23 protein-coding genes are annotated in these 24749 nt (G+C 61.6%); 14 read left to right on the top strand and 9 right to left on the bottom strand.

Annotated features, from left to right (window positions below; all coding sequences use genetic code 11):
- The first annotated feature begins 234 nt into the window (after positions 1 to 234).
- The 7 genes from DK391_RS27055 to DK391_RS27025 all read left to right on the top strand — a co-directional run bounded on the left by DK391_RS27055 (position 235) and on the right by DK391_RS27025 (position 7917).
- Positions 235 to 1461 (top strand): ROK family transcriptional regulator, encoded by a 1227-nt coding sequence (locus tag DK391_RS27055; protein ID WP_162600914.1) that lies wholly within the window; start codon positions 235 to 237, stop codon positions 1459 to 1461.
- 118 nt (positions 1462 to 1579) lie between these two features.
- A complete protein-coding gene (locus tag DK391_RS27050) occupies positions 1580 to 2479 on the top strand; it encodes a YihY/virulence factor BrkB family protein (protein ID WP_109481104.1) in 900 nt (299 codons plus the stop codon).
- A gap of 243 nt (positions 2480 to 2722) precedes the next feature.
- Entirely contained in the window at positions 2723 to 5110 is a 2388-nt protein-coding gene (locus DK391_RS27045; RefSeq protein WP_109481079.1) for an ATP-binding protein, read from the top strand.
- A 21-nt stretch (positions 5111 to 5131) separates the two neighbouring features.
- A complete protein-coding gene (locus DK391_RS27040; RefSeq protein WP_109481078.1) occupies positions 5132 to 5872 on the top strand; it encodes a methyl-accepting chemotaxis protein in 741 nt (246 codons plus the stop codon).
- Positions 5869 to 6408 (top strand): hypothetical protein, encoded by a 540-nt coding sequence (locus tag DK391_RS27035; protein WP_109481077.1) that lies wholly within the window; start codon positions 5869 to 5871, stop codon positions 6406 to 6408. The genes DK391_RS27040 and DK391_RS27035 overlap by 4 nt, the downstream gene beginning before the upstream one ends.
- 72 nt (positions 6409 to 6480) lie before the next feature.
- Positions 6481 to 6846 carry a response regulator gene (locus tag DK391_RS27030; RefSeq protein WP_007731984.1) on the top strand — a complete coding sequence of 122 codons (366 nt, stop codon included), beginning with the start codon at positions 6481 to 6483 and terminating at the stop codon, positions 6844 to 6846.
- A 495-nt stretch (positions 6847 to 7341) separates the two neighbouring features.
- Entirely contained in the window at positions 7342 to 7917 is a 576-nt protein-coding gene (locus DK391_RS27025; RefSeq protein WP_109481076.1) for an H-NS family nucleoid-associated regulatory protein, read from the top strand.
- A gap of 229 nt (positions 7918 to 8146) precedes the next feature.
- Here DK391_RS27025 and DK391_RS27020 read toward each other — a convergent pair whose 3' ends face one another.
- Together DK391_RS27020 and DK391_RS27015 are read right to left on the bottom strand one after the other, a co-directional pair.
- Positions 8147 to 8416 carry a DUF1488 domain-containing protein gene (locus DK391_RS27020; RefSeq protein WP_109481075.1) on the bottom strand — a complete coding sequence of 90 codons (270 nt, stop codon included), beginning with the start codon at positions 8414 to 8416 and terminating at the stop codon, positions 8147 to 8149.
- Between the two features lie 229 nt (positions 8417 to 8645).
- Entirely contained in the window at positions 8646 to 9524 is an 879-nt protein-coding gene (locus tag DK391_RS27015) for a LysR substrate-binding domain-containing protein (protein ID WP_109481074.1), read from the bottom strand.
- A gap of 199 nt (positions 9525 to 9723) precedes the next feature.
- Between DK391_RS27015 and DK391_RS27010 the strand changes: the two genes are divergently transcribed.
- Both DK391_RS27010 and DK391_RS27005 read left to right on the top strand, forming a co-directional pair.
- Positions 9724 to 11169, top strand: coding sequence for an MFS transporter (locus DK391_RS27010; protein WP_239482965.1), 1446 nt, complete (start codon positions 9724 to 9726; stop codon positions 11167 to 11169).
- A gap of 79 nt (positions 11170 to 11248) precedes the next feature.
- Positions 11249 to 12664, top strand: a complete 1416-nt coding sequence (locus DK391_RS27005) for a PLP-dependent aminotransferase family protein (protein ID WP_109481072.1) — start codon at positions 11249 to 11251, stop codon at positions 12662 to 12664.
- 12 nt (positions 12665 to 12676) lie between these two features.
- On the opposite strand, the gene DK391_RS27000 is transcribed toward DK391_RS27005, so the two are convergent.
- Positions 12677 to 12865 carry a DUF2970 domain-containing protein gene (locus DK391_RS27000; protein WP_109481071.1) on the bottom strand — a complete coding sequence of 63 codons (189 nt, stop codon included), beginning with the start codon at positions 12863 to 12865 and terminating at the stop codon, positions 12677 to 12679.
- Between the two features lie 257 nt (positions 12866 to 13122).
- On the opposite strand from DK391_RS27000, the gene DK391_RS26995 reads away from it, so the two are divergent.
- Positions 13123 to 13593, top strand: coding sequence for a PRC-barrel domain-containing protein (locus DK391_RS26995; protein WP_109481070.1), 471 nt, complete (start codon positions 13123 to 13125; stop codon positions 13591 to 13593).
- 80 nt (positions 13594 to 13673) lie between these two features.
- Here DK391_RS26995 and DK391_RS26990 read toward each other — a convergent pair whose 3' ends face one another.
- Both DK391_RS26990 and DK391_RS26985 read right to left on the bottom strand, forming a co-directional pair.
- Entirely contained in the window at positions 13674 to 14555 is an 882-nt protein-coding gene (locus DK391_RS26990) for a fructose bisphosphate aldolase (RefSeq protein ID WP_343225454.1), read from the bottom strand.
- Positions 14556 to 14740: 185 nt separating this feature from the next.
- The gene (locus tag DK391_RS26985) at positions 14741 to 15148 is read right to left on the bottom strand and encodes a PPC domain-containing DNA-binding protein (RefSeq protein WP_109481068.1); all 408 of its coding nucleotides are present in this window, start codon (positions 15146 to 15148) and stop codon (positions 14741 to 14743) included.
- Between the two features lie 177 nt (positions 15149 to 15325).
- On the opposite strand from DK391_RS26985, the gene DK391_RS26980 reads away from it, so the two are divergent.
- Positions 15326 to 15862: an SRPBCC family protein gene (locus tag DK391_RS26980; protein WP_109481067.1), complete on the top strand. Its 537-nt coding sequence runs from the start codon at positions 15326 to 15328 to the stop codon at positions 15860 to 15862.
- Between the two features lies 1 nt (position 15863).
- On the opposite strand, the gene DK391_RS26975 is transcribed toward DK391_RS26980, so the two are convergent.
- Complete coding sequence (locus DK391_RS26975) at positions 15864 to 16757, bottom strand: DMT family transporter (protein ID WP_109481066.1); 894 nt, start codon at positions 16755 to 16757, stop codon at positions 15864 to 15866.
- A 472-nt stretch (positions 16758 to 17229) separates the two neighbouring features.
- Between DK391_RS26975 and DK391_RS26970 the strand changes: the two genes are divergently transcribed.
- From DK391_RS26970 to DK391_RS26960, 3 genes are all read left to right on the top strand, one after another.
- A complete protein-coding gene (locus DK391_RS26970; RefSeq protein WP_109481065.1) occupies positions 17230 to 17499 on the top strand; it encodes a DUF1488 family protein in 270 nt (89 codons plus the stop codon).
- Between the two features lie 225 nt (positions 17500 to 17724).
- Positions 17725 to 19227, top strand: a complete 1503-nt coding sequence (locus tag DK391_RS26965) for a SulP family inorganic anion transporter (protein ID WP_109481064.1) — start codon at positions 17725 to 17727, stop codon at positions 19225 to 19227.
- 70 nt (positions 19228 to 19297) lie between these two features.
- Positions 19298 to 20746: an MFS transporter gene (locus tag DK391_RS26960; RefSeq protein WP_109481063.1), complete on the top strand. Its 1449-nt coding sequence runs from the start codon at positions 19298 to 19300 to the stop codon at positions 20744 to 20746.
- A gap of 86 nt (positions 20747 to 20832) precedes the next feature.
- On the opposite strand, the gene DK391_RS26955 is transcribed toward DK391_RS26960, so the two are convergent.
- The 3 genes from DK391_RS26955 to DK391_RS26945 form a co-directional block, all read right to left on the bottom strand.
- Positions 20833 to 21843 (bottom strand): DUF2891 domain-containing protein, encoded by a 1011-nt coding sequence (locus tag DK391_RS26955; protein ID WP_109481062.1) that lies wholly within the window; start codon positions 21841 to 21843, stop codon positions 20833 to 20835.
- Positions 21844 to 21975: 132 nt separating this feature from the next.
- A complete protein-coding gene (locus DK391_RS26950) occupies positions 21976 to 23277 on the bottom strand; it encodes an FAD-dependent oxidoreductase (protein ID WP_204117444.1) in 1302 nt (433 codons plus the stop codon).
- Complete coding sequence (locus DK391_RS26945) at positions 23277 to 24572, bottom strand: FAD-binding oxidoreductase (protein WP_109481060.1); 1296 nt, start codon at positions 24570 to 24572, stop codon at positions 23277 to 23279. Before DK391_RS26945 ends, DK391_RS26950 begins: the two co-directional genes overlap by 1 nt.
- Positions 24573 to 24749 lie beyond the last annotated feature (177 nt).

Below are 24749 nucleotides of genomic sequence, written 5' to 3'. Positions count from 1 at the left end.
GCGGTCGGGTGCCGCGTTTGTCGTCGGGAAGTAATGGGGTGCGCAAGACAGGCGCTGCCTGTTTTTGAGGCAACGCCGTACCGTTTCCGGATGATAGGAAAGTTTCTTTACGAATGCAATTGCGTCAATATACGGGCTTATCCCGATCCGCCCGATCCGCTGACACCCGCTGCGCCGCTTGCCTGTCGCTGCCGGGCGTTGCTACGATCGCCCGTTACTTCGAGCAGGACACTGATGAAGGATCATTCAGAACATCGCCACACGCGCAAGGCGCCGACGCCCAAGGTCACGCGCGGGCCCGCTATCGTGCGTCAGGGCAACGAATGGGCGATCTACCAGCATCTGCTGATGCTCGCGCCCGCGTCCAGCCCGCAGCTAGCGGAAGCAACGGGGTTGTCGAAGGTGACGGTGTCGGCGGCGCTGAACAATCTCGAACGGCAGGGCATCGTCGGGCAGAGCGGCGTACGCGCGGGCGCGGCGGGGCGCGCGCCGCGTCTCTACGCGCCGCGCGGCGCGGCGGGCTATGTGGTGGCCATCGACGTCGGCGCCGAATGGATACGCGGCGCACTCGCCGATCTTACGGGCGTGATCGTCGCCAGGCTCGAAAAGCGCACGCCGTCGCGTAACGCGCAACTGGTGGCGCGCATCGTCGAGATCGTCGATGCGATGCTGGGTGAGCATGCAATCTCGCGAGACGATGTGCTCGCAACCATTCTCGGCTCGCCCGGCGTGCTCGACCCCGAGCGCGGCAGTTTGCGGCTCGCAGCGAATCTGCCGGGCTGGGAGAGCAGTGATCTGCTCGCCTCGTTGCGCGACGCGCTGGGACCGGACATCGTGATCGAGAACGACATCAATCTCGCTGCGCTCGGCGAGCAGAAGCATGGCATTGGACGTGGCGTCGACAGCTTCGTGTTCATGTCGATCGGCACGGGCGTCGGTATGGGCATCGTCACCGACGGCAAGCTGCATCGCGGCGCGAGAGGGTTTGCAGGCGAGATCGCCGTGCTGCCGTCGATGTCGTCGGCCCATTCCGCAGGCACGAAAAAGGCGCGCCACGATGACGGCTTCGAAGCGAATGCTTCGGCGAAGGCCATCGTCAATCACGCAAAAAAGCTCGGGCTGGATGCGCCGAATGCAGAAGCTGTATTTGTGGCGGCAGCAGCAGGCGATGCGCGCGCGAAAGAATGCGTCGATGCCGAAGCGCGTCAGCTGGCGTGGTGTCTCGCGTCGATCGTGCCCGTGCTCGATCCGGCACTGATCGTATTCGGCGGCGGTATCGGCCGCAATTGCGCGCTGTTGCTGCCGCTCATTCGCGACGAACTGGCCGCGTGGCTGCCCATGCCGTTGCCCGATTTTGCGATTTCGACCACGGGTACGGACGGCGTATTACTGGGCGCGATCGAATCGGGCGTCACGCTCGCGCAGCACAAGGCATTCGAGCGCTTAGGCTACGAGGCATAAAGCCGGGTTCGCAATTTGCTCACTTCCGTAAGAGGCGCGATATGACGCGCATCGAGCGGAGGTTGATGTGAAGACGACGCACAATCCGACGCAGGGTCCGATCCGCGGTCGGGCACCTATTGCAGCGAAAAACCGTGCGCTGCAATTCGTCGCGACGCATCCCGTGCGCTTCACCTTGCAGGTGATCAAGGCGTTTCGCAACAATCAGGGACTGCTGCTTGCGGGCGCGATTGCCTATTACGCGTTGTTGTCGATCGTGCCGCTGCTGATTCTCGTGGCGATTGCATTCAGCCATTTCGTCGGCGAAAAGCTCTTGCTCGATACGCTCACGCGACTGCTCGAATGGCTGACGCCAGGGCAGTCGCGCGCGATTGTGCGGGAGTTGTCCAACTTTCTTGCGCACCGTGCGGTGATCGGCTGGTTCCTGGTCGTCACCATGATCTTCTTCAGTTCGCTCGCGTTTACGGTTCTCGAGAACGCGCTATCGATCATCTTCGTGCATCGCGTCGCGATCCGGCGCAGGCATTTTCTTTTGTCGGCGATCCTGCCTTATCTGTTCAGTCTTTCATTGGGCATTGGCGTACTGCTGGTGACGTTTGTATCCAGCAGTCTTCAGTCGGTCGCGAGCGACAGCATCATCCTGTTTGGCCATGCTATTTCGCTGACGGGCGCGACGCGCGTCGTGCTCTATCTGTTCGGGCTGGGCGGAGAGATCTTTGTATTGACGGCGATTTATCTGGTGATACCCGCGGGACGCACCACACTATGGCATGCGCTATTCGGCGCAGTGGCGGCTGCCGTGCTATGGGAAGTGACGCGGCGAGTACTCGTGTGGTACTTCGCGACGCTGTCGCAAGTGAGCGTCGTGTATGGCTCGCTGACCACGGCCATCGTCGTGCTGTTCAGTCTGGAAGCACTCGCGACACTGATGTTGTTCGGCGCGCAATTGATCGCCGAATACGAAAGGCTCAATGCCGGTGAGAAAGAGCCTGCCGCACAGCCGTTTGTCACGGGTTAGCGGTGTGAAAAGAGAAAGTGGGCGACTGCATCGACATTGAATACCCGTGCATAACGGCATCGAATGCGAGAACTTTAGGGCTATTTGCAGACTTGTTCTATTTCGCGTTTTAATCCGCAGAAGAATGCGCAGCGGTCACAGCTTCGTCATGACCCGCCGACGATAATCCCGTCGCCCGTCAAATTGACCAATCAGAACGGGCAGCACTGCCACACAGCAGTGACAGACCACGGGGAATACCACATGACCATCCGTCACCGCATCACCTTACTGGTGGTGTTGATGCTGGTCGCCTTGTCGGCGATCGGCGGATACGCTGTCTATCAGACGCGCGGCAGCGCCACGGACGTCCGGCAAGTGACGCAGGGCGTCGTGCCGAGCGCGCTGGCCTCCGCCGACCTCGTTTCGCAGGTCAAGGACGTGCAGCTTGCCACCATGACGCTCGTGTACGCACCCGATGCGAACATGATCGAGCAGGCACAAAAAGAACTTGCTGCCAAAGAGAAGTCGCTGCGTGCCGCACTCGACGTGCAGGCGAAGGCAGCGGCAAGCCATGCCCAGGAAGGACTCGTCACGCAGGCGCGCGACAGCCTCGCCAACTATTTCGCGGCCATCAACGACACTGCGAAAATGAAGGCCGAAGGCAAGAACGACCTCGCGCAAGCCTATCTGTTCGCGAACGTGGCTCAATACCGCGACGAACTGGAAGGCATCGTCGAGACGCTGCGCATCGAGAAGAACCGCCAGAAAGACGACGCCATCGAGGCACTCAATGCCGGTCTCGCCACGACGACGACGGCAATCGGCAGTGCATCGGGCGCGGCTATCCTGATGCTGATCGCGATTGGCCTGTTGCTGTACCGTCAGATCACGCGGCCGCTGTCGCACATGCAGGCCATGATGAGCGAGATCGCATCGAGCCAGGACTTCACGCGCCGCGTGCCCGTGGGCCGCTTGGATGAAATTGGCCACTCCATCATCGCCTTCAACGGCATGATCGAGAAGATTCAGCAAAGCTCCGCGCAATTGAAGCAGAAGACGGCCGATATTCAGGCGATGTTGCAGAACATGCAGCAGGGCATCCTGACGGTGGTGGAAGGCGCGAAGATTCACTCGGAGTACTCGGCCTATCTGGAAGAGATCTTCGAAACGAAGGATATTGCCGGGCGCGCGCTGATGGATCTCGTGTTCGCCGACAGCGAGCTTGGCGCGGACGCCGTATCGCAAGTGGAAGCAGCCGTGTTTGCGTGTATTGGCGAAGACAGCATCAACTTCGAATTCAACCAGCATCTGCTCGTCAATGAACTCACGCGCAAGATGCCCGATGGCCGCGTGAAGACGCTCGATCTGAGCTGGTCCGCGATCACCGATGAAAGCGACACCGTGATGCGCCTGATGCTATGCGTGCGCGACGTGACGGAACTGCGCCAGCTTGCTGCCGAAGCGGGCGAGCAGAAGCGCCGCCTCGAAATGATCGGCGAAATTCTCGCAGTAAGCGAAGAGAAGTTCCATCACTTCGTTGAGAGCGCAACGGGCTTTATCAACGAGAATGAGCGCATCATTCGCAAGCATGAACAGGCAGATGGTTCGGCCGTCGCCGAACTGTTCCGCAACATGCACACCATCAAGGGCAATGCGCGCACGTATAGCCTGCAGCATCTGACCAGCATCGTTCACGAAACCGAACAGCGTTACGACGCGCTGCGCCAGCCTGAACTCGCGCACGAGTGGGATCAGGAACAGCTGATGGCCGAACTGGCGCGCGTGAAGGAAGCGTTGCAGCACTACGCGACCATCAACGAAGTCAGCCTGGGTCGCCGCAAGGCTGGCCGTGTGGGCAGCGCCGAGCGTTATCTGATGGTCGATCGCGAGCACATTCAGGAGAGCCTGCGTCTGCTCGACGCCGCCAATCCCGCCGACATGCGCGATCTGCTGATGGCGCGCGATTCCGTGCGCCGCACCTTGCGCCTGCTCGGCACGGAAAAGATCGAAGACGCACTGGCCGGCGTGCTGCACTCGCTGCCGTCTCTTGCCGTCGAACTCGGCAAGGCCGTGCCTGCCGTGCGTATCGACGACAACGGTTATCACGTGCGCACCCAGGCGGGCAGCACGCTGAAGAACGTCTTCATGCATCTGCTGCGCAATAGCGTCGATCACGGTATCGAGACGGCTGCACAGCGCGTTGCCGTCGGCAAGCCGGAAGCGGGCGTGATCGATATCGAAGTCGGTGTGGCGGAAGGCGCGCTGCAGATTACCTTGAGTGACGATGGACGCGGTCTTGCGCTGTCGCGCATTCGCGGTATCGCCGCCGAACGCGGCTGGCTGCTGCCCGATTCGAAGTTGAGCGACGAGGCCGTGGCGGAGTTTATTTTCCGCCCGGGTTTCTCGACGGCACAGAACGTGACGGAAGTGTCGGGACGTGGTGTCGGTATGGATGCCGTGCGCGACTTCATTCATCGCGAAGGCGGCCGCATCGAATTGCGTTTTACCGACGATCAGACGGGCGCGGATTTCCGCCAGTTCCAGACGATCGTCTATATGCCGGAGCACTGCGCGGTCGATAGCGTTGGCACGTCGATGCAGGACGCCGCGAAAACCGTGAGTTCGATTCAGGCGAACGCTCACTCCTAATAAGCACGACGGGGAAAGGTTGTGGTCGATCAGTATGTGATTGCGGCGGCGCTGGCAGGCGTCGCGTGGGGCGCGCTGGCTGCCGTGTTTGCGCAGCGCTGGTGGTACAAAAAGCGGTCGGAAGCGCGCCAGCAGGCGGGTATCGACTCGCAGACCATTGCGCTCGCGCAGGCAGAAGAACGTCACGCTGCCGGGATCCGGCAGCACGAACAGCAGGCGCGCGAACTGCACGCACTCGTCGATACGTTGCGCGATGATCTCGCGCAACGATCGTCGTCGGCGGAAGAAGCACGCGCGTCTTTTAATGCGCTGCTGGCGCACAAAGACGAGTGGCTGCAGCAGGCAACGCGTCTCTCTACGGAAGCGGGGCGTTTGCGCAATCTGTCCGCCACCTTCGAGCGCTGGCATGAGCAGATGATCTCGCTGATGGCGCAGAACCACGACATGCACTCGAAGAACAACGAGTTGTCGTCGATCGTGCGGCATGTGCTGATCGTGTCGCTGAATGCATCGATCGAGGCGGCGCGCGCAGGCGCGGCCGGGCGCGGCTTTTCGATTGTGGCGAGTGAAGTGCGCGCACTCGCGGCGCGCTCGCAGGAACTGTCGAAGAGCTATCACGACAGCCTGCACCGCAACGACCTGATCACGACGGCCACGGTTCAGGACATTCAGGCGGGCGGCAAGAGGATTGCGGCGTCGCTGGCGAGCGTCGAATCGCTTGCCGGTCAGATTCAATCCCGGTTAGAGCAGGCGACGACGTGATCAGTCAGCAAGCGAAAGACAGCATCGAGCGGATCTTTTTCCATTCCGCGCGCACGCGTTTACCGGTCGATTCCGGCGATACCTGCGAAATCAGTGCACTCGACGCGCAGCAGGCGCATAGCGCGCTGGCCAGCCATATCGTCGTTTTGACCATTTCGTCGATTGCATTCCGCTTTTTGCTCGTGCTGCATTTCGACGATAACAAGCCGACGCGCGATTACTTTCTGCGCGATTCCGAAGAACGCTCCTTGGCGGAAGCGCTGATGGAAGTCGGCAATCTCTGTTGCGGAGCGATCAACCAGAAAATGGTGGAGTTCTTTCCGGATATGGGCATGTCGACGCCTTATCACTTGAACGGCGCATGCGTGCCGTATCTGACGGAGTTGAAGCCGGACTATCTGGCGGCATTTCGCCTGACCGTCGGCGCAAACGTACAACTGGGTGCGACGTTGTGCGTGTGCGCCAGCTCACCCATGGATTTCGTCGCTTATGTCAGCGAAGCGGAAGAAAGCACGGGTGAACTCGAACTGTTCTGAATGAAGCTGTGCGCCGCGCCGCGCACTCATTTTCAATCAATGCGCTATATGGAAAGCGCTACGGGGTAAGCAATGGCAAAAGTTCTGGTAGTGGACGATTCGAGTACGGTGCGCGACGAAGTCGCGGGCTTTCTCAGGAAGAACGGTCTCGATGTCGATACGGCTGTGGATGGCAAGGATGGTCTGGCGAAACTGAAAGCGTCGCCGGGTATTCGCCTTGTGGTCAGCGACGTCAACATGCCGAATATGGACGGCCTGACCATGGCCGAAAAGATCCGCGGAGAACTCGCCAATGCGAGCGTCAATATCATCATGCTGACCACGGAAAGCAGTCCCGCCATGAAAGAACGCGGTAAGGCGGCGGGCGTGAAAGGCTGGATCGTCAAGCCGTTCAAAGGTGACGCAGTACTCGAAACGTTTCGCAAGCTCGCAAGCTGACAGGCGCGCGTGACATAAAAACGGGCGGTGTGCCGGGGGGCGCACCGCCCGTTTTTTATTGTGCTGATGTGCTGACAGACATGCGCGATGGGTCATTCAGGCGATTGCATGATGTCGTCATTTACGTCGATGGCATCGACCTGGTCACAAAAAAGAAGTAGTAAACGTGAATTTATTTCGTGCTCCATTTGACATATTTTTAAGTTCAGGTCGGCTTTTCCAGTACTCGGATATTTCGGGAATTCCTATGACCACGTCAGCGTTTTCAGACACGTGATTTAAATCTTATGGATCGCGCGAGTAATTGGACAGTCAACTTGGGTGCAAGGGAATTGACATTCACGGTACTCCAGATGAATCCTGGCAATTGGATGTTCTACCCGAGAATCAGGCGACACAATGGCTCGCGTCTGTCTTTTCATGTAATAGATGAACTCTAGCCATATATGACCGGTCCATGGCATAGTGCCGGTATCTTCTATCAGGAGTTTCAATATGGCTACACTCGAAGCACTTCAGGCAAAGATAAAAAAGCTTCAGGCCCAGGCAGAAGCCATTGCGTCGGAAAAGTCGACGGCGGCACTCGAAAGCATTCGTGCGCTGATGACAAAGCACAATCTGACTACGGCTGATATCGATGCACACGGCGGGCGCAAGAAGCGTGGCCGTCCTTCGCTGAAATCGGCAGGCGTGCAGACGAAGGGTGTAGCCAGATATCTCGATCCCAAGACGGGCGCAACGTGGACGGGGCACGGCCGCGCGCCGGCATGGATCGCCACTGTGAAGGATCGTTCGAAGTACCTGGTTGCGGGTGCATCGGCAGCGGCTGTCACGCGCGTTGCGGTCAAGCACGGCACGGGCAATGGCCAGCCGAAGGGGCCGCAGCCGGCTAAATACCGTCACCCGAAAACCGGTGCGACGTGGAGTGGGCGCGGTCCCGCACCCGCATGGCTGGCTGGTGAAAAAGACCGCAGCAAGTTCCTGGTTGCTGGTGCAAAGGCAAGCGGCATGAATGGCGTTGGTACAAAGAAGACCGCCGCCAAAAAGGCAGGAAGAAAGCCGCGCGCATAAAAGGCAGGAAAGATTCGGGAAGAGGCGAGGCCGCGCACTTGCCTCTGCAGTCGCCTTGATCGTTGTTCGATCGGTGAAAAGTATTGTCGATTGACATAGCCGCAGGTTGGCATTGGCGGCTATTTGCGTTGAATCAGGCGCCGTGCATATCACGTAGTGACGTTCTGCCTGTATTTCTCATTCTGCTGCTGCGCGCGCCGTCCTTGCTAACCGGCGCGCGCAGTGCGCATCAAGCCGACCGGTTGAAGTCGAGCGTTTCGAGTTCGACCGACTGTCCCCCATTACGCTGCAGCACACGGCGCGCAGCATCCTCGATGGTCTTGCGATTGCCTTCGAACGCCGCGATCAGATCGTGCGACGACGTACCCGTATTGCCGAAATGATCGTTCAGGGCGTCAATTGATACGCTGCACCATACCTCTTTTCCTTCGACGGACGCTTCAAACGCGACTCGCGATGCGGCCACGACGTGCCGGCGGCTGGTGAATTCGATGGTCATTTGCTTTCTCCATGAGTGCCAGATGGAATTCACGAACGCTCGCGGGCGCCGGCTTTCCGGGCGATGGTTTCGCGGTCCGGGGCCAGACGGCCGGATCTGCGGCGTTCGCTTCGGTGCTGTGCAGCAAGGAACGATCCACTCGCGCTTCGGCATGCATTGGGGATAGACGCAGCGAAGGACGGGGTCGTACTCCCATGATAGGTCGCGGGCGGCGTAAAAGCCCGGGAAACTACTGATCCGATGCGCCCGTGATCTGTGTGATCAGTTTCTTCGTGGCAGGCGAATGCTCGTATTTGCGGAACACGGCTGCGACCTCTGAGGCGATCGGCTCGCCTGCCAGTGTCTTGAAGACGATATTGGGCAGATTGACAACGCGCGTCAGCACATTCGGCACGATGGCGACACCCACGCCGACTGACACCTCGGTCAGCACCGCCAGCAGCCCGCCCGGCGCGCTGACGATGTTCGGGCTGAAGCGCCCGCGCCGTGCCACTTCATGCGTGCCGCGGACCTGTTCGGGCACGACGAAGCGCTCGGCGGCGAGCGAGCGCGCCTTGATCGGCCCCGCAGCCGCCGCCAGAGGATGCTCGGCGGGCAGGGCCGCGCAAAACGCATCGCGTGACAGCACGTGCGCGCGCAGCGACGTCGGCAGATCGACGGGCATGCGAACGAAGGCGACATCGACACGTCCTTCTTCCAGCAGCGTCGGAAGCTCGCTCATTGGATGTTCGGTGACTTGCACCAGCACATGCGGCCGGGCTTTGCGAAACGCGCGCAGCTGCTTCTGCAGGATGCCCGAAAAAGCCGCCGAGCCGACGTAGCCGATATGAATACGCCCAAGCTCGCCGCGTCCGGCGCGTTGGCCGACATGCAATGCCCGTTCGAACTGCGCGACGGTTTCGCGTGCCTCGACGAGAAAGGCTTCTCCCGCAGCTGTCAGCACGACCGAGCGGCGTGTGCGGCGAAACAGCTGCGCCTGGAGTGCGCGCTCCATCTCCTGGATCTGCACGGTGAGCGTGGGCGGGGCAATGCCGAGCGCTTCCGCGGCCTGCGCAAAATGCAGACGTTCGGCGACAGCAATGAAGTAACGCAGATGCCTCAGTTCCATCGGACGCGCTTTCGTCTATTAGGTAAAAACTAATTATATTGAACAACGCAGGCAATGAACGGAATAGAGAAAGGTGCTGGAATAGAGGCTTTCGGCTTCGCCGATTCCCAGCCAGATCCGTCCGCTGAGTTCGATTACCGCTTCACGCTCCGCCTCTCGCGATACGCCGCTGCTGCTCATTGCGTCGATGGGTTGCGCGATGACGGTGCTCGACACCACCGTCGTCGGCATCGTGCTGCCGACCATCGCGCGCGATCTCAACGCTTCCTTTGCCGACATCGAATGGGTGATCAGCGCCTACGTGTTGTGCTTCGCCGCGCTGTTGCTGCCCGCGGGCTCGCTGGCGGACCGTTACGGCCGCAAGCGCGTGTTCCTGACGGGCATTGCGGTGTTCGCGGCGGCATCGCTTGCCTGCGGCCTGGCGCCGAGTGCCGCGCTGCTGTATATCGCGCGGGCCGCGCAAGGTGTCGGCGCGGCGTTTCTGCGCGCGCCGGCGCTCGCGATCATCGGTCACGCGTTTCATGACGAGCGCGAACGCGCGCGCGCGTGGGCGGTGTGGGGCGGCATCATGGGCCTGACGATGGTGCTGTCGCCGCTGATCGGCGGTGTGATCAGTGCGTGGCTCGGCTGGCGCTGGGCGTTCGCGATCAACGTGCCGATTTGCGCGTTGCTGGCGACTGGCGTGGTGCGCATCGTCGAAGAGTCGCGCGATCCGACGCCGCGTTCGCTCGATCTGCCCGGCATCGCGCTGTTCGCGGCGGCAATGTTCTCGCTGACATGGGCGCTGATTCTCGGCCCCGACCACGGATGGCTCGGCGCGCAGGCACTGTCCCGCGCGTGCGCCGGTGTGATGCTGTTCGCGTTGTTCGCGTGGGTGGAAAGCCGGCGCGCGCATCCGATGCTCGATCTCAAGCTGTTCCGCTCGCTGCCGTTCGTCGGTGCCATCGTGGCGATGTTTGCGTATGCATCGTCGGCGCAGGTGATGGCATCGCTGTTGCCGCTGTTTTTGCAGAACGCGCGCGGCGAAAGCGCGCTGATGGCAGGCATGGGCATGCTGCCATTTGCACTCGCGATGCTGATCTTGCCGCAACTCGGCCGCAAGCTCGCCGCCTACATGGATTCGCGCCAGATTCTCACACTGGGGCTCGCGGTGGTCGCAGCCGGCAATCTGGCGATGATGTTTGCCGCACGCAGCGCAGACCATGTCATGCTGATTGTCGCGATGGCGCTGCTCGGCAGCGGCGGCGGATTGCTGAATGGCGAAACCCAGAAGGCGATCATGGGCACCGTGCCGCGCGAGCGTGCCGGGATGGCATCGGGCATCAGCACGACATCGCGATTCACGGGCATCCTGCTTGGCTTCTCCGGGCTGGGCGCCGTGCTGGCGGGAGGCGTGCGTTCTACGCTGACATCGCAGATGTCGAACATGCATCTGCCGTTCGTGCATGGCTTTGCAGAGCGCGTGATGGCCGGCGATTTCGAACGGGCCTTCGCGCTCTATTCACCGGCAGCGATGGACGCGCTGGTCCATGTCGCGCGGTCTAGCTATGGTGAAGGCTTTGCGCACGCATTCGCGGCGGCGTCGGTGGTGGCGGCAGCCGCCGCGCTGATCGTATTCGTGGCGATGAAGCGCAAGAAGTCCTGATCCCGGTTGATTGTGCAGGCGTGGTCCGATTAGTATAAAAAGCTCTGCATCACGAGCGCCGCGCGACGCGCCCTCTTCAATGAACCGATATGAAGTACTCGCCAATACCATGGCGGCCGAAATACGCTCCGGCAGTCTTGCCGTGGGCGCGCGCATGCCGTCGTTGCGGCAGGTGATTGCGCAGCATGGCGTCAGCCAGTCGACGGCGTTTCGTGCTTACTATCTGCTGGAAGAGTGGGGACTCATTCGCGCACAGGAGCGCTCCGGCTACTACGTCGCGCCGGGCGCCGCCGTTCGCGACACGCGCGCGGCAACGGCAAAGCGCGCACTTGCAGAATCCGCGAGGGTCGACATCAGCGAACTCGTCTTCAGCGTACTCGAAGCCGCGAAGCATACGGGCGTCGTGCCGTTGGGATCGGCCTTTCCTTCGCCGTTGTTGTTCCCGCTGCCGCGTCTGGCCAAGTCGCTTGCACAGACTTCACGCACGATGAATCCGTGGAGCACGGTCGTCGATTTGCCGCCTGGCAACGAGGCATTGCGTCAGCAGATCGCGCTGCGCTATCTGGGCATGGGACTGTCGCAGCCGCTCGATGAAATCGTCGTCACCAATGGCGCGCTCGAAGCCCTGAATCTTTGCCTGATGGCCGTGACGCGTCCAGGCGATGTCGTGGCCGTCGAATCGCCCGGCTTTTATGCGGCACTTCAGGCTATCGAAAGACTCGATCTACGTGCCGTTGAAATTCCTGTCGATCCGCACTCGGGCCTCGATCTCGATGCGCTAGCACAAGCTTTGGACAAGCATCCCATTCGTGCCTGCTGGTTCATGACGAACTACCAGAACCCGACGGGGGCAACCTTGCCGCTCGAAAAGAAGAAGGCGCTGGTCGAATTGCTCGCGCGTCATGAGGTGCCGTTGATCGAAGACGACGTGTACGGCGAATTGCATTTTCAGGCGGATTATCCATTGCCCGCCATTGCATTCGACAAGAAAGGGCTGGTCATGCACTGCAGTTCTTTTTCGAAGACACTGGCGCCGGGTTATCGGATTGGTTGGGCTGCGGCGGGGAAGTTCGCCGAGAAAGTACAGCGCGCCAAGCTGATGACGACGCTTGCCGCGAGTATCCCCGTCCAGGCGGGCATTGCGGACTATCTGCAGCACGGCGGATACGACAGGCATCTGCGCAAGTTGCGCGCGGCATTGCGCGCACAACTCGATGCAATGAATCTCGCGTTGCGCCGTGCCATGCCCAAAGGCGTGACCTGGTCCTGTCCTTCAGGCGGCTATTTCGTGTGGCTCGAATTGCCTTCACATGTCGATGCGTTGGCGTTGCATCGGCAGGCAATCGAGCAGGGCGTGAGCCTCGCGCCCGGACCTATCTTCTCGGCGTCGCGCAATTTCCGCCATTGCGTGCGGCTGAACTTCGGGCATCCGTGGAGTGCGGATACCGAGCGCGCATTGCGCGTGCTCGGTGAACTGATCGCCCAGGCTACCTGAGTCTGCTTCCGTTCAATGCGCGATCGTCACCGCGATCCGCGCGAACGCGAATAGCAAGCCGCCAAAGCAAAGCGCGAGCATGACAGCCATCACGGGCAGCAGCGGCAACTTGACCGTTGCCAGATCGGCTTCGTGCCCGGCGCCGCGGCGCACGCCAAAGAAACTCCACAACACCATTCTCATCATGTTGAGCATTGCCATTTCCGTTCTCCTGCCACTCGCATTAGTTGCGCAGTTACGCGTTTCGATGGGTCTATCGTAGAAGGGTGCGCGCGCGAGCATAAGAAGCAGTTGCATGCGTTTCCAGCGCAGCAGACCTGCGGCAGGCTGTCGCAACCATAATTCGTATGGGGAAAAATGACGTACCAGTCGATGTGTCGGTAATAAATGCCGAACTCGGCGATGCAGGTACACCCATTGCGCACCCTCCTTACGCTCACTTTCAAAGGAGGCAAACCATGGGTTCGATCAATCCGCAATCGCGTGGAACAGGTGGTGCCGGTATTGTTGGTGGCGGCGTGGGCGAAGGGCCGGGGCCGGAAGTGATGGCGGCCGCGCCGCTTGATGGCACCAAGGTGTATTCGTCGGATGCAGAACACGTCGGCAAGATCTCCGACATCATGCTCGACGTGCGCAGCGGCCGCATTGCTTACGCGGTGCTATCCGAAGGCGGCTTTCTCGGCATGGGTGCGAATCTGCACGCGATTCCGTGGAGCGCGCTCACGCTCGACACCGACCAGAAGTGCTTTCACGTCGATATCACCGCGCAGCAGTTGAAGGACGAGCCGGGTTTCGACAAGGATCACTGGCCGAGCATGGCCGATGCAAGGTGGAGCGAATCGCTGCATACGTACTACAACCGCGATCCGTACTGGCGCTCGCGCAGTGATTACATGGACCCCGACGACGTTCCACCGACTGCGCACTGACCTGAAGCATGAAGTATTGAAGCATTAATGCCAGGCCGCGCATTCGGCACGCGCGGCCTGGCTTTCCGGCACGTCCTCTATCAGACCTTGTTGGCCGAAGCGTCGTAAATCTCGTCGATCGCTTCAGCCAGCTTCGCGTCGAACTCGCTGTCGCTCATCTGCTTCTTAAGATCGTTGATCAGCGCGCGCGAAAAACTCGCGATCATGCCGTGATTCTTCGCAAGCAGCTTGCAGGCTTCCGTGCGCGTGTAGCCACCCGAAAGCGCCACGACACGTGCGACGCGCGGATGATCGATGAGCGGCTTGTAGAAATCGGCGACATCGGGAATGGTCAGCTTGAGCATGACCTGCTTGTCGGCAGGCAGTGCGTCGAGGCCCTTGATGATCTCGTCGCGCAGGGTCTTCTCAGCGCCCGCCTTGTCCGGCGTCTTGATCGACACTTCGGGTTCGAGAATCGGCATGAGGCCGCCCGCATCGATCTGCGCGCCGTATTCGAACTGCTGCTTGACGACGGCAGCAATGCCCGCCGGCGAGTTCTGTGCGATGACGGAGCGCATCTTGGTGCCGAAAATGCCGAGCTTGCCGGCACGCGCGATCAACGCGTCGAGGCCGGGGATCGGCTTCATCAGCCGCACGCCATCGCTTTCCGTTTCGAGTCCCTTGTCGACCTTGAGAAACGGCACGACGCCGCGGTCTTCCCACAGGAACGACGGCACGGGCTTGCCTTCAGCCTGCCCGTCCATCGTGGCTTCGAAGAGAATGGCCGCGATGACCTTCTCGCCCGTGAAGGCAGGCGCGGTGATGATGCGCACGCGCATTTCGTGGATGAGCTTGAACATTTCGGCGTCGCCGCTGTAGGCGTCTTCGGCGATGCCGTATTGCCGCAATGCGCCCGGCGTGGAGCCGCCGCTCTGGTCGAGCGCGGCGATAAAGCCGGCCTTATCAGAAATCTGCGCCAACATTTTTTCATTTGCCACGGACGTTTCCCTCCTTGAACAACTGATTGATGATCTTGCGTGCTTCCGACCCGACAAGTGTAAGGCATTGCGGCGCACGCTCCTATTTCGCGCCGACTGTGGCCAATCCAACAGACAGGCGAAGCGTGTTCCTGCGAGGCCTTTTTCGAACATCCGTTCGTATCGACAGGCTAGGCGCTGCGTGGCTGTTCGCGTATGAATAGCTCCATGAAACCCGTGTGCGGGTCGATCGCGCGGGAAAATGCGTGATCGGGCAGCAGCGCGATCAGGATCTCAGCCGTTGTCCGTACGATGCAGCCGCGTGCCACGTGCCCGCCGAGCACTTTGCCCTCCGCGTCGGATACTGACATATGCAGATGCGCGCCATCGGGTGCAATCGAGCCGGCGAGCGTGAGAATTTCGAGGTCTGCGCGCAGTTCGGTGGCTTGTTCGATGCCTGCGAACCGTATCTGCGCCACGCTCAGGCTGCCGATCCCCTGAACCACGAATGCAGCCGACGCGCCAATCTGGCGCAAGGTGTCTTCGAGCGTGTCGCGCAGATCCTGGCCCGGCTGAAGGCGAAGTGGCAGAGCTTGCATCAGTCGCGTTCCGTCAGAAATAGCGATGCATTGTGAAAGGGCGCAGCAAGTTTGGCGCAACGCCGCCGCTCACATACAGTAACAGTAGAGCGGGTCGCCGCGTCGCCATGGCGTGCGCGGCGCCGAACGAAAAGCCATCTTTCTGCATTCTGACGCGCACACTTCGCGCGAACTGCGATGAAAACGTTGCTGCGCGCAATCGTGATCGTGGCCTGTGTCGCGGCCGCGATTGGCGTGCTCTTCATTCCGCTGCCGCGCGCTGTCGATCTGTCGACGCGCATCGTCTCGATCATGCCGATCGCGCGCGAAAGCACGGCGGTGTTCGACTACGTGACGACGCCTGCGCATTGGCCTGCCTGGCATCCCTCGTCGCTGTCCGTGACGGGCGCGACCGACCATTCGCTCGCAACGGGCGAGCAGACCACGGAGGAGTTTCGTGTCGCCGGGCGGCGCGGGCAGGTGGCGTGGACGGTGGTCGAGCGTCAGCGCCCGGGCAAATGGACCATCGACGGCACGATCGACGGTCGTCCCGCCGGCACAGTCAGCTACGCGTTGACGCCGGACGCGCAGGGCACGCGCTTCGAGCGCACCTTCACGTACCGTTCGCCCACGCTGTGGTTCGCGGTACTGAACGCGCTGTTGCTGCGCGCGCGGATCCAGTCCGAATCCGACGAGGCCGTCGCGCGGCTCAAGGCGACGCTGGAGCAGCCCTAGTTCATTCAGTTGCTGTTTGCGGAGCCTTGCGGCGCAGCGCCAGCGCGACGCCGCTCAGCGTGAGCGCCATGGCGACGGCCTCTTTCCAGCCGAGCGGCTCGCCGAGTGCGAGCGCGGCCGCGACGATGCCCATGATCGGAACCAGCAGCATGCCGATCGATGCGATCTGCGGCGGCAGATGGCGCAAGGTCGCGAACCACGCCAGATAGCACACGCCCATCGGCACGAGCGTCATGTAGATCAGCACGGCCCAGCCGTCCGCATGCAGCGACGCGAGCGTCGGGTGCTCGATCAGCAGCCCCGCGACGATCATCGGCACACAGCCGATGCCGACCTGCCACGCGACGAGGCTGATAGGCGGAACGGGAATGGGCGTGCGCGCGATCACGGTGCCGAGCGCGAACAGCACGGCCGCGAGCAGGGCGAACGCAATGCCCGCGATCTTGCCGGCATCGAATGCCACGCCGCGCCCGCCGAGCAGCACGACGACACCCGCCAGTCCGAGCAGCAGCGCGAGAAACTCCATGGTGGACGGCCGGCGCGACAGCACGGGCCACGCGAGCAGCATCGCCCAGATCGGCATGGTGTAGACAAGCAGGGCGCCTTCGCTGACGCTCAGCCATTTCATCGACAGCGTGGAAAAGCCCATCCAGGCAAACACATTCGTGCAGGCCGCGAGCAGCAGACGCGGAACGTACTGGCGCGGCACGCGTAGTTGCTCTCTCATGCATATCGCGACGATGCCGAGCAGGACGGAGGCCGTGACGCCTGCGACGCCGCGCGAGAACAGTGGCGGCCATTCGCGCAGCAGTACTTTCATGGCGGGCCAGTTGAGCGCCCATCCCGTTGCCGTGACGAGCAGATAGACGAGTCCCGTCCAGCGCGGATGCTTCATGGGTGATTCATATGCGTTCTTTTAAGAGCCTCGATCATACGGGGTTCTGTGATTGCATGGATTGCTCCTTTGCACGCAACGTGACATATGGCGCAAACGATTGCGTTGTATGCTTGACGATGCGCGGGCGCGAACCGCGCATCGCCTTGCGCGGCGAGGTTTCGTCAGATGGAAACGCGGTGTCCCGCGTCATGCAGCGCAGTGTGAAACCGACGCAGAACGTGGTGGTCTGAAGGTGTGGGTCGACTGCGCGCGAGCCTTCAAAATGAGAACATGTCGGACGTTTTCATCGTTGCGTGTTGGCGAAACCACGCAGATACAGCGGCCAAACGTTTGCATTGGGATGCGTCGAGGGTTCATCCGAACTGATCGATGCCGAACGGAATGAGATAGTTTGCTTGCGGGAATATCGGTGCATGGTCATGAAAGCAACACGAAACACAGGCAGATCGCAGTTCACGAGAGGCTGAACATGGAACAGTCCGTAAGCAACTTCGCCCTTTCGACCAACGGCCAGTCCGTGACTTTCGACATCATCGTGCAGAAGCGCGCGATAGGCTGCGCGATCACGCGCGATGCGCTCGAACGGCATTTCTGGCTGGAACGTGGGGCAGTCGTCTCGCATCTCACCAAGGCATTCGGGAATGGCCAGCAGCGCATTGCTGCCGTCGCCGAACGCAAGGCGCTTGCGAAGGGCGCTACGCAGGTGTTGATTACCGCAGACGATTTCGATTACCGCTAAAAGCCCGCCTCATCGCCTGCCTTGCGCCGGGCCTCACTGCGCCTGAGCCGCTGACCCTGTAAAATCGCGTGCGCTGCGCGCAAGCCGCGTGCAGCCGACGATCCTGCCCGTCGCTGTTTGCCGCGAGCACGTCAAGTATCCATCCTGTTCATCGCGGGTCCCGACCGCACGCCTTCCGCGTGCGAATGCTGCCGGACCGCGCTCCCGATCCGTTCGCCCATCACCATGCACGACCGCAGTCCCACCGTTTCCCGTTTTTCTTCGCTGCGCGGCGACTTGCTCGCCGGGCTCACGTCGTCGTTTGCACTCGTGCCCGAATGCATCGCCTTCGCGCTCGTCGCTCACCTCAATCCGCTGATGGGCCTGTATGGCGCGTTCTTCATCTGCACCATCACGGCGCTATTCGGCGGCCGCCCCGGCATGATTTCGGGCGCGGCAGGATCGATGGCCGTGGTGATCGTCGCGCTCGTGGTGCAGCATGGCGCGCAGTATCTGTTCGCGACCGTCGTGCTGGGCGGCCTGCTGATGATGCTGTTCGGTGCGCTGCGCCTGGGCAAGCTGATCCGGATGGTGCCGCATCCCGTGATGCTCGGCTTCGTCAACGGGCTGGCCATCATCATTGCGATGGCGCAGCTCGAGCACTTCAAGTCGGTGTCGCCGCAGGGCGGCGTATGGCTGCAGGGTCACGCGCTGTGGCTGATGTGCGGGCTGGTCGCGTTGACCATGGCAATCGTTTACGGCTTGCCGCGCGTGACGAAAGCGGTGCCGCCCGCGTTGGCGGCGATCGTCGGCGTGGGCCTGTTGAGCCAGTGGCTCGATCTGCCGACGCGCACGCTCGGCGACATGGCGCACATCGCGGGCGGCCTGCCGGCGTTCAGCGTTCCGCGTGTGCCGTTCGACCTCGACACGCTGCGCATCGTGTTTCCGTATGCCGCGCTGATGTCGATGGTCGGCCTGCTCGAAACGCTGCTCACGCTCAATCTCACCGACGACATCACGCAATCGCGCGGCCAGCCGAACCGCGAGTGCCTCGCGCTCGGCGCGGCCAATATCGTCGCGGGCCTGTTCGGTGCACTGGGCGGTTGCGCGATGATCGGCCAGACAGTGATCAATCTGGGTTCGGGCGGACGCACGCGGGTGTCGGGCGTGACGAGCGGGGTGATGATCCTGCTGTTTATCCTGTTCCTGTCGCCGCTGATCGAGCGCATTCCGCTAGCGGCGCTGGTGGGCGTGATGTTCGTGGTCGCGCAGCAGACCTTCTCGTGGAACTCGCTGCGCGCCCTGAAAAAGGTGCCGCGCAGCGACGCGCTGGTGATTGTCGCCGTCACCGCCATCACCGTGTTCACCGATCTCGCAACAGCCGTGCTGTGCGGCATCGTGATTTCGGCGCTGAGTTTCGCGTGGCAGCATGCCGGCGAGATCCGCAGCGAAACAACGGAAGACGCATCGGGCGAAACGACGCACGCGCCGCGCGGCACGCTGTTCTTCGCATCGACCGCACATTTTCATGCGCTGTTCGAGCCGCATGACGATCCCACTCATGTCACGCTCGATTGCCGCCATCTGCATTGCGCGGATCACTCGGCGATTGCCGCGCTGGAAGCGCTGCATGAACGCTATGCGAAGCTCGGCAAGCGCCTGCGTCTGATCAACCTGTCGGCGCGTAACCGGCGCCTGTTGCAGCGTGCCGATGCAGGCGTGGTGATGGAGACGACGTCAGCAGTGTGAGCGTACGGCTACAATGCGTGCCTTGGCTCGTATCGCAGCCAGAGCACGCATCGACACAGGAGACAGAGCAATGACAACGCAAGACCAGGCGGCCGTCCCGCAGCCTGGGACCACGCAAACCGGCACGGCGGCAGCGCCGGGATCCACCGTCGACCCCGGCGCGATCAGCGCGCGCCTCGACCGCCTGCCCGCGACCCGTTCCGTCTGGAAACTCGTCGTGATGCTCAGCCTCGGCTTCTTCTTCGAGCTGTACGATCTGCTTTATACAGGCTACGTCGCACCCGGCATCGTCAAGAGCGGCATCCTCACGTCGACCACGCACGGGCTGTTCGGTACGACAGGCATCGCGAGCTTCATCGCCACGCTGTTTCTCGGCCTCTTTATCGGCACGATCGCGTGCGGCTTTCTTGCAGACCGCTTCGGGCGCCGCGCGATCTTCACTTACTCGCTGCTGTGGTACACGGTTGCCAACGTCATCATGGCGTTTCAGGAGACGGCCACGGGCCTCAATTTCTGGCGCTTCATGGCGGGTCTCGGCATTGGCGTCGAACTGGTGACGATCGGCACGTACATTTCAGAACTGGTCCCGAAGCATATCCGCGGACGCGCGTTCGCCTGCGAGCAGGCCGTCGGCTTCATGTCGGTGCCCGTCGTCGCGTTTCTTGCGTGGCTGCTGGTGCCGCGTGCGCCGCTCGGCCTCGACGGCTGGCGTTGGGTCGTGCTGATCGGTGCGCATGGCGCGCTGTTCGTCTGGTGGATTCGCCGCAGTCTGCCCGAAAGCCCGCGCTGGCTCGCGCAGCAGGGGCGTATCGATGAAGCGGACCGCGTGATGCGTGCACTCGAAGCGAAGGTCGAGGCCGAATACGGCAAGCCGTTGCCGCCGCCTGCGCCGTCCGTGCCTGTTGCACCGAGCGGGCGCTTAAGCGACATGTGGGTGCCGCCGTATCGCAACCGCACGCTGATGCTGACCATCTTCAACATCTTCCAGACGGTGGGCTTCTACGGCTTCGCGAACTGGGTGCCGACGCTGCTGATCAAGCAGGGCATCACGGTGACCACCAGCCTCGCGTATTCGAGCATCATCGCGCTCGCGGCGCCCGGTGGCCCCATCATCGGCCTGTTCATCGCGGACCGCTACGAACGCAAGAGCGTGATCGTCGCGATGGCTGCGCTTATCATCGTGTGCGGGCTGTGGTTCAGCCAGACCACGGCGGCTGTGTTGCTCATCTGTCTCGGCGTGGGTCTGACACTGGGCAGCAACATCATGTCGTACAGTTTTCACGCATATCAGGCCGAGCTTTTCCCGACCAGTATCCGCGCGCGCGCAGTGGGCTTCGTGTATTCATGGAGCCGCTTTTCGGCGATCTTCACGGCATTCTTTATTGCGTCCGTGCTGAAGTACTTCGGCTCGACGGGCGTGTTCGTGTTTATCGCGGGCGCGATGGCGGTCGTGATGCTGGTGATCGGCGTGATGGGTCCGCGCACACGCGGCGTGGCCCTCGAAGAGATTTCGCGCTGACGTTCAGGCAGGTTCGATAAAAAAGGCCAGTGTCTTCGCAGACACTGGCCTTTTGTTTTGCGCGGCTGCTTCGCCGTATGCAAGCGTTACGCTTCGAGCGCGAGCGTGGCGAAGGTCGCGAGCCAGTGCTCGCCCATGTAGTCGCCGGCCACATGCTGCAAGGCGCTTTCCAGATGCGTGTCAGCGGCTTCGAACAGTACGGCGCGACGTGGATCGTCATTCGACAGCGCCCGCGCGAGCGAACGCTGGCACCATGCGCGGCTCAGGTTCAGCCCGTCGAGATGGGCGATCTTGCCGTCGGTGCGATCCGTGACGGTAGCGGGCACGAACAGCGTAGCAGGCTGACGCTGCGCGAGGTCCGGCAGGAAGCGCGTGAACCATCCGGCGAAGTCCGCGGGCGGCAACACGCGCCGCAGCAACTCCGCTTCCATCAGCGAGGGCGACAGAAACTCGTCGCCCGATGGCTCCCACGCCTGGCAGCCGGCATCGTTCAGATACCAGCGCCTGGCCGTATCGACGATCAGCTTTGCGAGCGTGTCGCGTTGCGTGCGATGCGCGAAATCAAGTGTGAGTGCGAGTGCGAACGCCGTGTTGAAGTGCGTGCCGACGCGCAGCGGATAGGTAGCTTTCGGCAAGAACTCTTCGAAGCGTTCGACGAAGGCATCCGTGAGCGGCTCGATGGTCTGCGACCAGCGTTCCGCCTGCGGCAGCTTCAGCGATGTCACCTGGCCCGACAGTGCAAGCAGCCACGCCCAGCCATACGGACGCTCGAAACCACGGTTATGCGCGAGGTCCAGATAAGCGCGTTCGCCTGCCACGTTTTGCGGCGTGAAGTGCGTGTCGACCACATCGACGATACGTGCTGCTTCGGGCAATTCAGGGAAGCGCTCGATCAGATGCAACAGCAACCAGTAGCCATGCACGCACGAGTGCCAGTCATAGCTGCCGTAAAAGATAGGGTGAAGCGCGCGCGGACCTTGCACGTCCTGCGGTCCGGCGAGCGAATGCGTGAGCTTGTTCGGATACTCGAGCGTGAGGTGAGCAAGCGCGAGGCCAGCAAATTTCGATGCGATTTCTTTAGTGAGCAGGGCAGTCATCGACGCCTCGTCGTAACAGATAAGGGGTTACGGTTAGCCTTCAACGCGAGCGTGTGGCGCATTGATGGCGAGGTGCACATTCTGCCTTTATCGACCTGTTCCTGTCATGTATGACCCGTGTTGCAGCGCGGCTTAGAACAGTTCGCGAATACGGTGGTAGAGCATGCCCAGTTCGAGCGCAGGCCCGCGCAGCGCCGGGCCGCCCGGGAAACGCGCGTGTCTGATGCGCGCGAACAGATCCAGCGCCGCCGTGTCGCCACTGATTGCCTTTGCAATGATGCGTCCAGCGATACCCGTCAATGCCACGCCGTGACCCGAGAACCCTTGTACGTAGAAGTAGTTCGGATCGATCGCACCGAAATCGGGCGCGCGATTGCGCGTGATGTCGACGAAACCGCCCCACGCGTACTCGATTTTCGTATCTGCGAGTTGTGGAAAAACCGCGAGCATGCGCGCGCGGATGTCACTGGTGAGCTGGGCGGGCGAGGCCCCCGTCGAACTCGCGCGGCCACCGAACAGCACGCGATGATCCGCCGACACACGGAAGTAATCGAGGAAGAAGTTGTTGTCGCAGATCGCGGGGCGGTCTTTGATCAATGCATCGGCGCGCGACTTGCCGAGCGATTCCGTCGCGACGATATACGACGCGATCGGTGCGATGCGTGCAGCGATCGGGGCGGGCAATACATTGCCGATCGTCGCGTTGCCGCATGCGGCGACGAAGCGGCAGCGCACTTCACCCGTTGCCGTACGCACTACGGGCTGCGCGCCGCGCACGACTTCCAGCACGGGCGAATGGGCAAACAGTTGTGCGCCTTCGCGCCGCGCGGCTTCGGCAAGACCGAGGCAGTACTTGAGGGGATGCAGATGGCCCGACAACGCATCGTAGACGCCGGCCAGATAACGGTCCGACGCGATGCGCGCGCGCATGTCGGCGGAATCGACCCATGACAGATGCGGATAGCCCCAGCGCTTCGTCACGGCATCCATCCACGCGCGCAGATCGGGGACGCGTTTCGCTTTGGTCGCAACCGTCATGAAGCTCGGCGTGAAGTCGCATTCAATGCCATAGCGTTCGATTCTTTCCCGCACCAGCTTGACGGCATCCACCGACATGGCCCACGCTGCGCGTGCGCCTTCCAGACCGAGCTGCTTCTCGATGATCTCGTCTTTCGCAAACCCGGCGAGCATCTGGCCGCCATTACGCCCCGACGCACCCCAGCCGGGACGGTGTGCATCGAGCACGACAACGGAGAGTCCGCGCGCGCGGCATTCGAGCGCCACCGACAGCCCGGAGAAGCCTGCGCCGATCACGCATACGTCGGCATCAAGCGAGCCTTCGAGCATGGGATCGTCGACGAGCGGACGCGCCACGGTGGCTTCGTAATACGAGTTGCGGATCAGCGCGTCCGCACGACGGTCGAGAGTTGTCATCAGAGCCAGTCCTTCATTCGATACCAGGCCATTGCAAGCACGAGTGCGGGCGTGCGCATCAACGCGCCGCCGGGAAAGTCGCGATGGCGGATTTTACCGAACAGATCGAAGCGTGACGCCTGACCGTCGATGGCTTCGGCGATCAGCTTGCCCGCGAGCCCTGTCGTGTTGACGCCATGCCCGGAGAAGCCTTGCGCGAAATAGATCGTCGGTGCAATGCGGCCGAAATGCGGCGCGCGGTTCATCGTGATGTCGACGAAGCCACCCCATGCGTAATCGACCTTGACGTCGCCGAGTTGCGGGAATGTTCTCAGCATGTCGCGGCGCATGGCTTCAGCGAGATTGCGGGGGGCGAAGGTCGAATAGCTGACCTTGCCGCCCCATAGCAGGCGATTGTCGGGAGCGGGGCGGAAGTAGTCGAGCACGAAGCGGCTGTCGCACACGGCTGCGCGTGCTGGCATCAGCGCGGCGGCGCGGGCGGCATCGAGCGGTTCGGTGGCGATCACGTAGGTGCCGACGGGCATGATCTTCTTCGACACTTGCGGTGCGAGGCCGCCGAGCCAGGTATTGCAGGCCAGTACGACATATTTTGCGCGTACTGTGCCGCGTGCTGTGGTGACTGTGTGCACGCCGTTTTCGGTTTTTAACCCCGTTACGCAGGTGTTTTCGTAGATGCGTGCGCCGTTTTCTACTGCTGCGCGGGCGAGTCCCAGTGTGTAGTTTAGTGGATGCAGGTGACCGCTATCGGGGTCGAACAGTCCGCCGAGGTAGCGGGACGATTGGACATACTGGTCCATATGCGCACGCTCGATGTAGCGGAAACGGTCGTATCTGAAGCGGTTTTTTGCGTCGTCGCGCCAGGTGCGTAGGGCGTCTACGTGAGCCGGTTTGTTCGCGGCTGTGAGGTAACCTAGTGTCAGGTCGCAGTCGATCTTGTGCTTTGCTACGCGGTCTTTAACGATGTCCAGTGTTTCCAGGCCCATTTGCCACATGCGTTGCACGTCGGATTCGGGCATGTACTTGCCGAATGTGTCGATGTCGCAGGCGAAGCCGCCGATCAACTGGCCGCCGTTGCGGCCGCTGGCTGCCCAGCCGGTTTTTGATGCTTCGAGTACTGCCACTGAGTGGCCGCGTTCGGCAAGGTTCAGGGCTGTTGATATGCCGGTCAGGCCCGCGCCCACTACGCAGACATCCACGGAGAGGTCTTCATCTAGCTGTGGATGGTGCGTTGTGTCGTTGGTGGTTGCCGCGTACCACGACGTTGTGTGAGGTTGGTTTGAGAGCTTTTCTGGCATATAGGTTTGGTTTTGGTTTTGGTTTTGGTTTTGGTTTTGGTTTTTGCTGTTGCTGTTGCTGGTTTTGTCTGGCGCTTTCGCTGGCATCCGCGATTCGGTGTTAGTACTTCAGGCGTCGCCCCTGTGCGGGGCAGCACCTACTTTTCTTTGCCGCGGCAAAGAAAAGTAGGCAAAAGA

The organism is Paraburkholderia sp. C35, from assembly GCF_003121405.1.
Taxonomy (GTDB): domain Bacteria; phylum Pseudomonadota; class Gammaproteobacteria; order Burkholderiales; family Burkholderiaceae; genus Paraburkholderia.
The sequence above is the reverse complement of the archived record's forward strand: the minus strand, read 5'-3'. Positions and strand labels throughout refer to the sequence as shown.

What these genes read in the sequence shown, in the direction of transcription:
- DK391_RS26990 (WP_343225454.1), bottom strand. Translation starts at nt 14,555, where the DNA reads ATGTTGGCGCAGATTTCTGATAAGGCCGGCTTTATCGCCGCGCTCGAC.
- DK391_RS27020 (WP_109481075.1), bottom strand. Translation starts at nt 8,416, where the DNA reads ATGACCATCGAATTCACCAGCCGCCGGCACGTCGTGGCCGCATCGCGA.
- DK391_RS26970 (WP_109481065.1), top strand. Translation starts at nt 17,230, where the DNA reads ATGGAACAGTCCGTAAGCAACTTCGCCCTTTCGACCAACGGCCAGTCC.
- DK391_RS27000 (WP_109481071.1), bottom strand. Translation starts at nt 12,865, where the DNA reads ATGGCAATGCTCAACATGATGAGAATGGTGTTGTGGAGTTTCTTTGGC.
- DK391_RS27030 (WP_007731984.1), top strand. Translation starts at nt 6,481, where the DNA reads ATGGCAAAAGTTCTGGTAGTGGACGATTCGAGTACGGTGCGCGACGAA.
- DK391_RS27015 (WP_109481074.1), bottom strand. Translation starts at nt 9,524, where the DNA reads ATGGAACTGAGGCATCTGCGTTACTTCATTGCTGTCGCCGAACGTCTG.
- DK391_RS26995 (WP_109481070.1), top strand. Translation starts at nt 13,123, where the DNA reads ATGGGTTCGATCAATCCGCAATCGCGTGGAACAGGTGGTGCCGGTATT.
- DK391_RS26945 (WP_109481060.1), bottom strand. Translation starts at nt 24,572, where the DNA reads ATGCCAGAAAAGCTCTCAAACCAACCTCACACAACGTCGTGGTACGCG.
- DK391_RS26965 (WP_109481064.1), top strand. Translation starts at nt 17,725, where the DNA reads ATGCACGACCGCAGTCCCACCGTTTCCCGTTTTTCTTCGCTGCGCGGC.
- DK391_RS26960 (WP_109481063.1), top strand. Translation starts at nt 19,298, where the DNA reads ATGACAACGCAAGACCAGGCGGCCGTCCCGCAGCCTGGGACCACGCAA.
- DK391_RS26955 (WP_109481062.1), bottom strand. Translation starts at nt 21,843, where the DNA reads ATGACTGCCCTGCTCACTAAAGAAATCGCATCGAAATTTGCTGGCCTC.
- DK391_RS26950 (WP_204117444.1), bottom strand. Translation starts at nt 23,277, where the DNA reads ATGACAACTCTCGACCGTCGTGCGGACGCGCTGATCCGCAACTCGTAT.
- DK391_RS27005 (WP_109481072.1), top strand. Translation starts at nt 11,249, where the DNA reads ATGAACCGATATGAAGTACTCGCCAATACCATGGCGGCCGAAATACGC.
- DK391_RS27010 (WP_239482965.1), top strand. Translation starts at nt 9,724, where the DNA reads ATGACGGTGCTCGACACCACCGTCGTCGGCATCGTGCTGCCGACCATC.
- DK391_RS27055 (WP_162600914.1), top strand. Translation starts at nt 235, where the DNA reads ATGAAGGATCATTCAGAACATCGCCACACGCGCAAGGCGCCGACGCCC.
- DK391_RS26980 (WP_109481067.1), top strand. Translation starts at nt 15,326, where the DNA reads ATGAAAACGTTGCTGCGCGCAATCGTGATCGTGGCCTGTGTCGCGGCC.
- DK391_RS26985 (WP_109481068.1), bottom strand. Translation starts at nt 15,148, where the DNA reads ATGCAAGCTCTGCCACTTCGCCTTCAGCCGGGCCAGGATCTGCGCGAC.
- DK391_RS27045 (WP_109481079.1), top strand. Translation starts at nt 2,723, where the DNA reads ATGACCATCCGTCACCGCATCACCTTACTGGTGGTGTTGATGCTGGTC.
- DK391_RS27025 (WP_109481076.1), top strand. Translation starts at nt 7,342, where the DNA reads ATGGCTACACTCGAAGCACTTCAGGCAAAGATAAAAAAGCTTCAGGCC.
- DK391_RS26975 (WP_109481066.1), bottom strand. Translation starts at nt 16,757, where the DNA reads ATGAAGCATCCGCGCTGGACGGGACTCGTCTATCTGCTCGTCACGGCA.